This window comes from Arthrobacter sp. FW306-1B-G06A, from assembly GCF_058781765.1.
In genome coordinates this window covers 78,369-91,148 of the sequence record NZ_JBYSXB010000002.1, presented here as the reverse complement: position 1 = coordinate 91,148, position 12,780 = coordinate 78,369, and the positions used below count along the sequence as shown (strand labels likewise).

Here is a 12,780-nt window from a genome sequence, read left to right as displayed (position 1 = left end):
GGCGGGCAAGGTGCCGCAGGCCAGCCTTGCCTTACTGGATGCTCGGACTAAATTACGACATGATTGTGTTGTGTATTCCATGAGGAGTTCTGTTTCCGTGCCCGCAGGGCATAGCGCGGTCATGCCTGTGCCCGGTGGCACAGCTGCTGGCGCGGCTGACGCGGAAGACCGCACCCGCGACCGTGTACTCAACGCGGTGTTGGAGCACGGCCCCGTCAGCGCGGCTGAACTCGGCGACATGCTGGGTTTCACCCCCGCAGCCGTCCGCCGTCACCTGGATCACCTCCAGCGCGCCGGGGTCATTGAGGTAAAACGCGTCGCGAAGGCGGGTGCCGGCGCAGGCCGGCCGGCCCGTCGCTATGTCCTCAGCTCACAAGGGCAGTCGAAGCTCGGGGATGACTACCTGAACATTGCCAGTTCCGCGTTGCGGAAGCTCCGGGACCTCGCAGGCGAGGAAGCTGTCAGGGACTATGCGGTGGAGCGCTTCGCCGAAATGGAAGAGCGCTACGCACCCGAAGTGGACCTGGCGGGTTCCGACATTGCGGCCCGCGCTGTGGCACTGTCCAAGGCGCTGAGCAGGGACGGATATGTCGCGTCCGCTGCGTCTATTGAGACCAAGGCGCCGTTGCCCGCTTCCCTCTCGAGCGTCCAGCTGTGCCAAGGCCATTGCCCCATCCAGCAGCTCGCCGCGGAATTTCCCGTTTTTTGCGACACCGAGACCGAATTGTTTTCCCGTTTGGTCGGCGTCGACGTCCGCAGGCTTTCCACCCTCGCGCAGGGCGGACATGTCTGCACCACCCACATTCCAACCGGCAGGCCGGCCGCCAAGGAAGCCCTCGGGTTTCCGAAGCTGCGGGCCACGCCCCATGTCGAATCCAACAATCAGTAAGAAAGGCCGTGATGACGGGTCAATTAGCTGAAGGAACAGCAGAGAAAGCGCTAGCTGACGGTGCTGTGATCTCGGAGATTCTGGAGAAGAATCCCGAGCTGCACGGTATTGGCAACTACGAGTACGGATGGGCCGACAAGAACGACGTCGGCGCCAACGCACGCCGTGGTCTCAACGAAGAGGTAGTCCGCGACATTTCGGCCAAGAAGAACGAGCCGCAATGGATGCTGGACCTGCGCCTTAAGGGCTTGAAGTACTTCGACCGCAAGCCCATGCCCACCTGGGGTGCAGACCTCTCCGGCATCGACTTCGACAACATCAAGTACTTCGTGCGCTCCACCGAGAAGCAGGCTGCCACGTGGGAAGACCTCCCCGAGGACATCCGCAACACCTACGAGAAGCTGGGCATCCCGGAAGCCGAGCGCAGCCGCCTCGTGTCCGGCGTGGCCGCGCAGTACGAGTCCGAGGTCGTGTACCACCAGATCCGCGAGGACCTGGAAAAGCAGGGAGTCATCTTCCTGGACACCGACACCGCCCTGCGTGAGCACCCGGAGATCTTCCAGGAATACTTCGGCACCATCATTCCGGTGGGCGACAACAAGTTCGCTTCGCTGAACACGGCCGTATGGTCCGGCGGTTCCTTCGTGTACGTCCCCAAGGGCGTCCACGTGGACATCCCGCTGCAGGCCTACTTCCGCATCAACACCGAGAACATGGGCCAGTTCGAGCGCACCCTGATCATCGCGGACGAAGACTCCTACGTCCACTACATCGAAGGCTGCACCGCTCCGATCTACACTTCGGACTCGCTGCACTCGGCAGTGGTGGAAATCATCGTGAAGAAGGGCGCCCGCGTCCGTTACACGACCATCCAGAACTGGTCCACCAACGTGTACAACCTGGTCACCAAGCGCGCCATCTGCGAAGAAGGCGCCACCATGGAATGGATCGATGGCAACATCGGCTCCAAGGTGACCATGAAGTACCCGGCTGTCTACCTGGTCGGCGAGCACGCCAAGGGTGAGACCCTGTCCATCGCCTTCGCCGGCGAAGGCCAGCACCAGGACACCGGCTCGAAGATGGTCCACATCGCGCCGAACACCAAGAGCTCCATCATTTCCAAGTCCGTTGCCCGCGGCGGCGGCCGTGCAGCCTACCGAGGCCTGGTCCAGGTCCGCGAAGGCGCCAAGCACTCCGCCAACACGGTGCGTTGCGACGCCCTGCTGGTAGACACCATTTCGCGTTCCGACACCTATCCCTACATCGACATCCGCGAGGATGACGTGGTGATGGGTCACGAGGCCACCGTTTCCCGAGTCAGTGAGGAGCAGCTCTTCTATCTGATGTCACGCGGTATGCCCGAGGACGAGGCCATGGCAATGATCGTGCGCGGCTTCATTGAGCCGATTGCCCGTGAGTTGCCCATGGAATACGCCCTTGAACTCAACCGCCTGATTGAACTGCAGATGGAAGGATCCGTCGGTTAGCAATGACTGAAATCACTACTGAAAAGGCCCGCATCGGCGCGCCCTCGGCACAGCCATTTATTGACGGCTTCACCGAAGAAGGCGAGAACCTCTCGCCTGTCAACACCGGCACGAACACCTCTTCCACCTCGGAAAAGACCTCGGAACAGGCTCCTTCGGCCGGACCGCTTGCGGGCGCCTCGGCCAAGAGCCACTCCCACGGCGGCGGCGTTGGAATTCCGGACAGTTCGCGCGCAGGTCGACTGACCTCGTACAAGCTGGCCGACTTCAAGCCCCTCACCGGACTGGAAGAAGACTGGCGCTTCACCCCGCTCAAGCGGCTTCGCGGCCTACACAACGAGGTCCTCTCCGGTTCGGCACCGTCGGTCGCCGTGACCGCCCCGGAAGGCGTCGTCGTCGAGACCGTGGGGCGGGACGACGTCCGCATCGGCTCCGCAGCCATCCCGGAGGACCGCGTGTCCGCCAACGCTTGGGAGAACTTCACCGAGGCCACCGTCATTACGGTGCCCGCCGAGCTCCAGCTCGACGGCGAAGTGTCCGTCCTGCTGACCGGCACCTCCACTGAAGCTTCCGCCCAGCACATCGTGATCGTGGCAGGGCGCTTCTCCAAGTCCCGGATCGTCCTGGACCACCAGGGCAGCGCGATCGTTTCGGAGAACGTCGAAATCCTCGTCGAAGACGGTGCCGACCTGACGGTCATCTCGCTCCAGGAATGGAACGACGACGCCGTTCACGCCTCTTCGCAGCAGGCCAAGCTGGGCCGGGACGCCAAGTTCAAGCACATCGTGGTCAGCCTCGGCGGCGACGTCGTGCGCATGACTCCGTCCACGCGCTTCACGGCGCCGGGCGCGGAAGCCGAGATGTTCGGCCTGTACTTCGCCGACGCCGGCCAGCACCTCGAGCAGCGCTTGTTTGTTGACCACGCCGTGGCCAACTGCAAGTCCAACGTCCTCTACAAGGGCGCCCTGCAAGGCCGCAACGCGCACACGGTGTGGGTCGGCGACGTCCTGATCCGCAAGGAAGCAGAAGGCACCGACACCTACGAGGCCAACCGCAACCTGGTCCTCACTGACGGTGCACGCGCCGACTCGGTGCCGAACCTGGAAATCGAGACCGGTCTGATCGAGGGTGCCGGCCACGCCAGCGCCACCGGCCGCTTCGACGATGAGCACCTGTTCTACCTGATGGCACGCGGCATTCCGGAAGACGTCGCCCGCCGTTTGGTGGTCCGTGGCTTCCTCAACGAGATCATCCAGCAGATCAAGGTACCGGCACTCGAAGAGCGCCTCACCGAAGCTGTTGAGCGTGAGCTCGCCGCGAGCGACAACTAATTCAAGCCAAGCAGGGAAAACAGACTATGAGCGATCAGCCACAAGGCGAACTGGTATGCAACGCCAACGAGATCCAGGTCAAGCAGGCGCTGCGCATCCTGATCGATGACTACCCCGTAGCCATCGTCAAGGACTCGATGGGGGAGATCCACGCCATCGGCGACACCTGCTCGCATGCGGACATTTCGCTCGCCGAGGGTGAAATCGAAGGCTGCGCGATCGAATGCTGGGGCCACGGCTCCCAGTTCGATCTCCGCACCGGACAGCCCTTGCAGCTCCCTGCCTATGACCCCGTCCCCGTCTTCGCCGTCACCCTCGACGGTGACGACGTCTACGTGGACGTGACCAACGTTGTGAACGGCGCGTCAGTACAGAACTACTGAGCGCCAAGTGCCTAAAGACTTACGAAAGAAAGAAGAGCATGTCTACTCTTGAGATCAAGGACCTGCACGTCAGCATCGAGACGGAGCAGGGTACCAAGGAGATCCTGAAGGGCGTCAGCCTGACCATCAAGACCGGCGAGACCCACGCAATCATGGGCCCCAACGGTTCGGGCAAGTCCACCCTGGCGTCTACCATTGCCGGCCACCCGCGCTACAACGTCACGAGGGGCACCATCACGCTCGACGGCGAAGACGTATTGGCCATGACCGTTGACCAGCGCGCCCGTGCAGGCGTCTTCCTGGCCATGCAGTACCCCGTAGAGGTTCCGGGCGTCACCATGACCAACTTCCTGCGCACCGCCAAGACGGCAATCGACGGCGAAGCTCCCGCTCTCCGCACCTGGACCAAGGATGTCAAGGCGGCCATGCAGCAGTTGCGCATCGACGCCGACTTCGCACAGCGCAACGTCAACGAGGGCTTCTCGGGCGGCGAGAAGAAGCGCGTGGAGATCCTCCAGCTCGAACTCTTCAAGCCGAAGTTCGCCGTGCTTGACGAGACCGACTCCGGCCTGGACGTCGACGCGCTCAAGGTCGTCTCCGAGGGCGTCAACCGCGCCCACGCCACGGGCAACATGGGTACTTTGCTCATCACCCACTACACCCGCATCCTGCGCTACATCAAGCCGGACTTCGTCCACGTGTTTGTTGATGGCCAGGTTGTCGAAGAGGGCGGCCCCGAATTGGCCGACCGCCTCGAAGAAGAAGGCTACGACCGTTACGCCACGGGCGCCGGCGCAGCCACCATCGCTGCTGCCGCAGCAGCACAGGCCTAGTTAGGACTCCCGCCATGACCGAAATCAACGCGGCTCGCACCAGCCTCGAGGACGTCGAGGAGGCGCTCAAGGATGTCATTGACCCGGAACTCGGTGTCAACGTGGTGGACCTTGGGCTGCTCTACGGTCTGAAATACTCGGAGGAGGACGGCGCCCTGCTCATCGACATGACGTTGACGACGGCGGCCTGTCCGCTGACGGATGTCCTCGAGGAGCAGGTCGGCCAGTCCCTCGACGGCATCGTCGACGACTGGCGCCTCAACTGGGTATGGATGCCGCCATGGGGTCCCGAGCGGATCACTGACGACGGCAAGGACCAGATGCGGGCACTCGGCTTCAACATCTAGGATCCCCACCGCTTGCTTAAAGTACGACGACGGCCGGCCACCTTTCGCGAAAGGTGACCGGCCGTCGTCGTACCCGCACAGCGTCACAGAAGGCCGGGGAGCTGGCGCAGAGGCTAAAATTCGATGATGCCTTTTCTGGACAAACTTCAGCTCTGGGCCGATGACCGCCCCGACGACACCGCCGTCGTCGTCGGCGGCAAACGGCTCAACTGGGCTGACCTTCGGGACGCCGCAACGTTGCGCCTGGGCGAGACCGCCGCGACGACGATACTCGCCGAGCCCAATTCCCTGGACTTCGTGGTGGCGTACACGGCCGCGGTGGCCGGCGAGCGGCGCTGCGCCGTGCTCGACCCGTTGTGGCCGCACGCCATGATCGATGAGGTCACCGGGAGGATGAGGCAAGCCGGGTCCGCCACCGGCCTCCACCATGGCGAAGGCGAACAGCTGACCGACGGCGATCCGGACTCCACGTTCCTGATCGGCCTGACATCCGGAACCACGTCCGTCCCCAAGGCCTTCACCCGTTCACGGCGTTCGTGGCAGGTCTCGTTCGACGCCTCCATCGAATTCTTCGGGCTGACGCCGGAGGACAGGACGCTTGCGCCCGGACCGCTGGCCGCGAGCTTGAACCTCTACGCCTTGTCCGAATGCTTGTATGCGGGGGCGGCTTTCCATACCCTGGAGACCTTCGACGTCGGCGATGTCCACGCGGCCATCGCTTATGACGGGGTCACCCGCCTTGTCCTCGTGCCTACTATGCTGCGCCTCTTGAGTGAGCGCGGATTGACCGGGGGCGTGGACGCATCCGGTGTTCGGAGCATTATTTGCGCAGGCTCGAAGCTGGACGCCCGTACCCTTGAGGCGGCCAGGCGGTGGGCGCCCAATGCGGCAATTTTCGAGTATTACGGTGCGTCCGAGCTCAGTTTCGTTTCCGGAACGCGCCTTGCCGCCGGGGAACCGCTCGACGCCGGCGGAACGGGAATCGGCCAACCGTTTCCCGGCGTCGAACTCAAGATCATGGACGACGACGGCGCGGAGCGGCCCGAAGGGGCAGACGGGAATATCTGTGTCCGCTCCGGCATGGTCAGCAACGGGTATCTGTGGGGCGACGACGGCCAAGCGCTGCGGTGCTTTGACGGTTGGTACACGGTGGGGGACCAGGGCTATGTGGACTCCGGTGTCCTGCACATCCTCGGCCGTCGGTCCGACATGATCATCACCTCCGGGAGGAACGTCTATCCCCACGAGGTGGAACTCGCCCTGGCATCGGTCCCCGGGGTCTCGGCGGCTGTAGCGGCCGGGATGTTGGACGAAGTGCGCGGCCAGAAAGTCGTCGCCGGAATCGTACCCGCCTATGGTTCGGTGACGGCAACCCAAGTGAAGACGGGACTGGACGGTTTGCTCGCCCGGGACAAGCGACCCCTGCGGTATTTCACGCTGTCCGAATTGCCCGTGACGGACCGCGGGAAGGTCAGCCGCCAAATGTTGCTCGACTGGATTGAGAACAACGATCCGCGGGCGAAACCCCTTGCCTAGCCGCGAGCGGGGCACGGGGCTGGACCCTTCGCGCCAGCCGGTGATCATCGCCGCCTTGCGTACACCAATTTGCCGGGCCAATGGGCAACTGAAGCCCCTTCGCGCCGAGGAACTCCTCGCTCCCGTGCTGCGCTCACTCCTCAAAACCACCGGTGTTGCCGGCCCGGACGTCACCGACGTCGTCATCGGGAATGCGGTGGGCGGGGGCGGAAACCTGGCCAGGTATGCCGCATTGCTCGCGGGACTGCCGGTGGGTGTTCCAGGACTGACCGTGGACCGGCAGTGCGGTTCCGGACTCGACGCCATCGCCTTGGCCTCCCGGCTCGTGGCCGCGGGGGGTAACGGCGTCTTCCTCGCCGGGGGAGTGGAGAGCATCAGTACTGCTCCGTTGCGTGCCAGGCGAAATCCGGACCCCGACGGCGAGCCGGACTTCTACACCCGCGCCACCTTCGTGCCGCCCGGGTTCGGGGATCCGGACATGGGTGTGGCCGCTGAAAACGTAGCGCGGGAGTGTGGCGTCAGTCGCGAACAACAGGACGGGTTCGCCGTGCGGAGTCACGAGCGCGCCGTCGCTGCCCGTGCCGCCGGCGCATTCGCCTCCGAAATTGTTCCCTTGGAAGCCGGGGGCACCGTGGTGCAGGCGGATGACGGACCCCGGGCATCCCTCAAGGCCGGACTCATGGCCCGCTTTCCGTCGGCATTCGTACCGGGCGGCACTGTGACCGCCGGAAACTCGTGCTTCGACGCTGACGCGGCCTCCGCCGTCGTGATCACTTCACTCGAGCGAGCACGGCAGCTTGGTGCCGCCGACGGATTGCTCGTCCTGGGCTGTGACACCGCGGGCGTGGACCCGGAATTGCTGGGGCTCGGAGCTTCGGTGGCGGCCAGACGGTTGCTGGCCGGGCTCGATCTTGAACCTGCGGAACTGGACCTCGTGGAATTCAACGAGGCATTCGCTTCGCAGACCCTCGCCTGCCTTGAGGCGCTGCTAGTGGAACCGGAACGGGCGAACCTCGACGGCGGTGCGTTGGCGTTGGGACACGCCTACGGTGCGTCGGGCGCTGTCCTGGTAACGCGGCTACTTGCCCAGGCCCGCAGGATTGCCGAAGATCAGCCCGGCCGGGAGAGCCTGGCACTGGCAATGATCAGCATCGCGGGTGGCATGGGCACGGCGGCAATGTTCCAGTACTCCCAGTTGCAGGGCAATTAGTCTTCCGCGTCGCCAAGACCGCGCGCGGCCAGGGCATCGCCGGTCTGGCGCGCATAGGCAACCGTGGTGATGAATACCGGCAGTACCAGGGCGCGGGGATTGCGTTCGAGGCCGCGCGCACGGGCTGAGTCACGGACATCGGAGAATGCGCCGGCGATGAACGGAAGGCTGCGTAGCATAATGGCGATGGTCAGCGCGAAACGCTCGGGGTCCGCCCCGAACCGCTTGAACGGCTTGGACAGGGCAACCACCCCGTCCAGCAACGCCTGCACCGGAGTCGTGACCGTCAATACCGACGCCGCAACGACGCAGACCAGCACATTGAGCACGATCCGCGCGGCTACGGGGCCGCCCAGTTGCCACCATTGGAAGGCGCCGATCACGGCGAGGATGGGCGTCACGAGCCACACGGAACGCGCGAGACGTTTGAGCCCCGCGCCGCTGAGCAGGAAGAGCACGCACATCACCCCGAGGACGGCTGCCGAGACAAGCCAGTCGACAACGAGGAACGACGCCAGGCCGCAGCCGGCAACGAGCAGGAACTTGAGCCATAGGGGAGTGCGGTGCACGATCGAGTCGCCCGGCACATAATTCGGGATCAGGACCCCGTGGCCCCTCACGTCGCCTCGACCTTGCCTTGTGCGGGCTCAGCGGCGCACAGCGCGCGGTAGTGTTCGACGGCGTCGGCTGCTCCGCCGTCGAACACTATCCGTCCGCAATCCACCACGAGGGCACGATCCGCTTCGAGGGCGAGGTCGAGATCGTGGGTGGACATGATGATCTGTTGCTCCAGGCCCGCAAGCGTCCGCCTGAGCAGCTCCCGGTTGCGCAGGTCCAGCAATGTTGACGGCTCGTCGAGGACCAACACGCCGGGGTTTACCGCGAGGACTGCGGCCAGGGCGAGTAGTTGCCGTTCGCCGCCGGACAGCTCGTAAATGCTTTGGTCGGCAAGGTCGAGGAGCCCGAACCGTTCCAGGACAGCTTCCGCCCGGGCTGTACGCTCCTTGGAGTTCTTGATGGAACGCCGCAGTGATAGTTCGACGTCTTCCCGCCCGGTCGGCATGACCAATTGCGACAGGGGGTCGGTGAAGACGAATCCCACCTGGCTGCGGACCTGGCGGACGTCCCGCAAGCTGTCGGCGCCGTTGACGCTGACGGTGCCTTCGCTGGGGGCCACCAAGCCGTTGAGCAAGCGCAGAAGGGTGGACTTTCCCGAGCCGTTGGCCCCGATGACTGCGACGCGTTGCTCCGTGAGTTCCAAGGAGACGTCCTGCAGCAAAGTCTTGGGCGCCGGGCTGCCATCGATGGCTACGCGCACCGCGACTTCGCTGAGAATGATGGTGTTCATGTACTGATTGTTCCCGCTTTACTTGACGCGGCGGACCAGGATGTCCGGGAAGGCCTTGTGGAGCGAGACGGCGATGATCGCAGCAAGGACGTTCTTGATGGTGTCGCCGGGGTAGTAGGGCAGGTCGGCCAGGAATGCCTTGGCGAAGTCGAACTTGCCATTGACCATGAAGCCAAGCACTCCGAGGCCGTGGATGAGGACGATGGTGCTGATCATGGCTGCGGCAAAGAGGAAAACGGCGCGGTACTTGACAGTCTTGCGGATCACGATCGCTGCCAGCCAGCCGGTGGCGGCCGCCGCCAAGGGAAAGGCGATGATGTAGCCGGCCGACGGTGTCGCCAGGATACCGAGCCCGCTCCGGCCCCCGCTGAAGATCGGCAGTCCGGCGAAACCAAGCAGGGTGTAAAGCCCGACGGCGGCAAAAGCCCGCCCGCCGCCGAGTACGAGGCCCGTGAGGATGACGGTGAGGGTCTGCAGGGTGATCGGCACGCCCAGGGCGCCCACCGGAATGCCTGGAATCAGTGTTGAGGCGGCCACGAGGGCTGCGAATACCGCGATGAGGCCGATGTCCGTGGACGTCCAGCGGGTTCGGGGTGAAGTTTTTCGCGTGGATGCGGTTTCGGTGCTGCTCATCGTGAGTCCTATCTGGTGCCGGGGCAGAGGGAATCCCCTGAAACCGACACTACAGAGCGGCCTGACACTGCATTTTGTAGGGTGTCCACGAGCAACGCGCCCGGGCCTTGGGGCCAAGGTACAAAGAGCGGCGCTGTTGGTTGCCGGAGCCGCCCTGGCTAAGCCTCGACGTCGTCTGCTGTTGGGGTAAAGCCCGCGCGGTCAACCCTGCGGTGGTAGTGCATTCCAGCCAGTCCGCCCAGTGCCGCGGCGATGAGGGTCACTGCTGCCACGACCAAGGCGGCGATGATGCCGATGGTGCTCAGCTGTCCCTCATTCACCGGAATCCTCGGGAAACTGTTCACGGTGGCGAGGATATTGAACCGCGGTCCGGCGAACAAGCCCAGCAACGCGACCAGCACGGCGACAATAATTGCCCAAAACCAGACCATGAGCCCCTGCCTGATGCCGTTGAACCGGGCCATGCGTCCGGCAACGTAGCCGCCACAATAATAGGAGAGGAACAGGATCACCAGAAGCGCGATGATCCCGGCAATGCCAACGGGCTGCGATGATGCCAGGTTCGCTGCGTCACTGACGTTCGCGTTGTTCGCGAGTCCAACAGCGATCCCGGCCGCCGCCACGAGGGCGACGAGGAGCACGGCCATTCCCGTGGCGGTCAGCCAGCCGAAGAAGGCCGAGCCGATCTTGATTCCGCCGAACTGCTCCTTTTCGCGGGCGATGACTGTCTCGCGGGTGGCGGCGTTTGGGTCTGATGCGGCGGGAACCACGGGGTAGCTGCTCGTCTCGTCGACGTAGCTGTTGTCAGTGTAGCCAGGGCCGGTGCCAGGTACATCTCCTACCCGGTCACGGCGTGGTTCGGTGTAAGGGACTTCATCCTGGCCGCGGTCGGCCCGGACGTGTTTGCCATCGGATCCTGTTGTGCTGCTCATCGAGAGCCTCCTTCGCAATCGTCCTACCTTCACCTAACCACGCACCGAAAATAGTAGCAAGGGTGCTTACTATTTCCGGGCCCTTCGTGCCGGGCCTTGGCGCTGGCGAGTGTGGGACCCCGTGGGCGGTAGAATCGTAAAGGCCGTTTGTTCGGCCCCTCCACTTCAGCCGCGCCTTGACTTCGGGTGCTGCGGGTGTTCCCCATTGAAAGGCATCCCCCGAATTGATTACCGTCCAGGAACTCGAACTGCGCGCCGGCGCCCGCCTGCTCATGGACCAGGTGAGCTTCCGCGTGGACAAGGGGGACAAAATCGGTCTGGTGGGCCGGAACGGTGCAGGCAAGACGACCCTCACCCGCGTCCTCGCCGGTGAGGGACTCCCCGCTGCCGGCAAGGTTGCCCGCAGTGGCGAGATTGGCTACTTGCCCCAGGATCCCCGGACCCCGGACATGGAACAGCTTGCACGCGACCGCATCCTTTCCGCCCGCGGCCTCGACGTGGTGGTGGGCAAGCTGAAGCAGGCGCAAACGGACATGTCCAGCGAGGACGCCACGGTCCAGCGCAAGGCCATGAACCGCTACGACCGTTTGGAAGCCGAGTTCCTCGCGGGAGGCGGTTATGCGGCCGAGGCGGAAGCCGCAGCTATTTCCTCCAACCTGGCACTTCCCGAGCGTCTCTTGAACCAGCCGCTCAAGACACTCTCCGGCGGCCAGCGCCGCCGCGTGGAACTAGCCAGGATCCTCTACTCGGACGCCGAGACCCTCCTCCTGGACGAACCCACGAACCACCTCGATGCGGACTCCATCACGTGGCTCCGCGACTTCCTCAAGGGCCACCAGGGCGGGCTGATCGTGATCAGCCACGATGTGGAGCTCCTGGAAGCCACCGTCAACAAGGTCTACCACCTGGACGCCAACCGGGCGCAGATCGACTTCTACAACATGGGTTGGAAGCGCTACCTGCAGCAGCGAGAAACCGACGAGCGCGCCCGAAAGCGCGAACGCGCCAATGCCGAGAAGAAGGCCCAGGTCCTCATGGACCAGGCCAACAAGATGCGTGCCAAGGCCACCAAGGCCGTGGCCGCGCAGAACATGGCGAAGCGTGCCGAACGGCTGCTTGGCGGCCTGGAAGCAGTCCGCGAGAATGACCGCGTGGCAGCCTTGCGTTTCCCGGATCCTGCTCCGTGCGGCAAGACTCCGCTCACGGCAGAGGGTTTGAGCAAGTCGTACGGCTCACTGGAAATTTTCACCGACGTGGACCTGGCAATCGACCGTGGCTCCAAAGTGGTCATCCTGGGCCTCAACGGTGCCGGCAAGACCACCCTCCTGCGGATGCTCGCGGGGGTGGACAAGCCGGACACCGGCGATATCGTCCCGGGCCACGGGCTCAAAGTGGGCTACTACGCGCAGGAACACGAAACCCTGGACCACGACCGCACGGTCCTGGAGAACATGCGTTCATCGGCTCCGGACATGAAGGACGCAGAGGTCCGCGGGATCCTCGGGTCGTTCCTGTTCTCGGGTGACGACGTCGACAAGCCGGCAGGTGTGCTTTCCGGCGGTGAGAAGACGCGGCTGGCCCTCGCCACGATCGTGGCCTCAAGTGCCAACGTGCTGCTACTCGACGAACCCACCAACAACCTCGACCCGGCCAGCCGCGCCGAGATCCTGGGCGCACTGCGAAACTATTCCGGCGCCGTCGTGCTCGTCAGCCACGATGAGGGCGCCGTGCAGGCCCTGAACCCGGAACGTGTTGTCCTGCTTCCGGACGGGGTCGAAGACCACTGGAACGAAGACTACCTGGACCTCATCACGCTCGCTTAGGGCTGAGGGTCAGGGCATTTCCCACGGC

Annotated in this window: 13 protein-coding genes; 9 read left to right on the top strand and 4 right to left on the bottom strand. The window is 64.2% G+C overall.

From position 1 onward, the window contains the following. Nucleotides 1–121: 121 nt before the first annotated feature. From AC3WJM_RS01460 to AC3WJM_RS01425, 8 genes are all read left to right on the top strand, one after another. Nucleotides 122–889, top strand: a complete 768-nt coding sequence (locus tag AC3WJM_RS01460) for a helix-turn-helix transcriptional regulator (RefSeq protein ID WP_059389270.1) — start codon at nt 122–124, stop codon at nt 887–889. 11 nt (nt 890–900) lie between these two features. Next, complete coding sequence (sufB, locus tag AC3WJM_RS01455; protein WP_284981344.1) at nt 901–2,376, top strand: Fe-S cluster assembly protein SufB; 1,476 nt, start codon at nt 901–903, stop codon at nt 2,374–2,376. A gap of 2 nt (nt 2,377–2,378) precedes the next feature. Then, on the top strand, nt 2,379–3,707 hold the full coding sequence (sufD, locus tag AC3WJM_RS01450; RefSeq protein ID WP_306959620.1) for a Fe-S cluster assembly protein SufD: 1,329 nt from the start codon (nt 2,379–2,381) through the stop codon (nt 3,705–3,707). Between the two features lie 26 nt (nt 3,708–3,733). Next, nucleotides 3,734–4,090: a non-heme iron oxygenase ferredoxin subunit gene (locus tag AC3WJM_RS01445; RefSeq protein ID WP_059389267.1), complete on the top strand. Its 357-nt coding sequence runs from the start codon at nt 3,734–3,736 to the stop codon at nt 4,088–4,090. Nucleotides 4,091–4,128: 38 nt separating this feature from the next. Then, the gene (sufC, locus tag AC3WJM_RS01440; protein ID WP_284988212.1) at nt 4,129–4,923 is read left to right on the top strand and encodes a Fe-S cluster assembly ATPase SufC; all 795 of its coding nucleotides are present in this window, start codon (nt 4,129–4,131) and stop codon (nt 4,921–4,923) included. A 14-nt stretch (nt 4,924–4,937) separates the two neighbouring features. Beyond that, nucleotides 4,938–5,270 (top strand): metal-sulfur cluster assembly factor, encoded by a 333-nt coding sequence (locus AC3WJM_RS01435; protein ID WP_059389266.1) that lies wholly within the window; start codon nt 4,938–4,940, stop codon nt 5,268–5,270. Nucleotides 5,271–5,396: 126 nt separating this feature from the next. Next, on the top strand, nt 5,397–6,806 hold the full coding sequence (locus tag AC3WJM_RS01430; protein ID WP_492271053.1) for a class I adenylate-forming enzyme family protein: 1,410 nt from the start codon (nt 5,397–5,399) through the stop codon (nt 6,804–6,806). Further along, a complete protein-coding gene (locus AC3WJM_RS01425; protein ID WP_492271052.1) occupies nt 6,799–8,016 on the top strand; it encodes a thiolase family protein in 1,218 nt (405 codons plus the stop codon). The genes AC3WJM_RS01430 and AC3WJM_RS01425 overlap by 8 nt, the downstream gene beginning before the upstream one ends. Here AC3WJM_RS01425 and AC3WJM_RS01420 read toward each other — a convergent pair. From AC3WJM_RS01420 to AC3WJM_RS01405, 4 genes are all read right to left on the bottom strand, one after another. Next, nucleotides 8,013–8,636 carry an energy-coupling factor transporter transmembrane component T family protein gene (locus AC3WJM_RS01420; protein WP_059389265.1) on the bottom strand — a complete coding sequence of 208 codons (624 nt, stop codon included), beginning with the start codon at nt 8,634–8,636 and terminating at the stop codon, nt 8,013–8,015. The genes AC3WJM_RS01425 and AC3WJM_RS01420 overlap by 4 nt on opposite strands. Then, nucleotides 8,633–9,364 (bottom strand): energy-coupling factor ABC transporter ATP-binding protein, encoded by a 732-nt coding sequence (locus AC3WJM_RS01415; RefSeq protein WP_492271051.1) that lies wholly within the window; start codon nt 9,362–9,364, stop codon nt 8,633–8,635. Before AC3WJM_RS01415 ends, AC3WJM_RS01420 begins: the two co-directional genes overlap by 4 nt. A gap of 18 nt (nt 9,365–9,382) precedes the next feature. After that, entirely contained in the window at nt 9,383–9,997 is a 615-nt protein-coding gene (locus tag AC3WJM_RS01410) for a biotin transporter BioY (protein WP_059389263.1), read from the bottom strand. A 158-nt stretch (nt 9,998–10,155) separates the two neighbouring features. Next, nucleotides 10,156–10,929: a YrzE family protein gene (locus AC3WJM_RS01405; protein WP_492271050.1), complete on the bottom strand. Its 774-nt coding sequence runs from the start codon at nt 10,927–10,929 to the stop codon at nt 10,156–10,158. Between the two features lie 224 nt (nt 10,930–11,153). Between AC3WJM_RS01405 and AC3WJM_RS01400 the strand changes: the two genes are divergently transcribed. After that, entirely contained in the window at nt 11,154–12,752 is a 1,599-nt protein-coding gene (locus AC3WJM_RS01400) for an ABC-F family ATP-binding cassette domain-containing protein (RefSeq protein ID WP_306959633.1), read from the top strand. Nucleotides 12,753–12,780 lie beyond the last annotated feature (28 nt).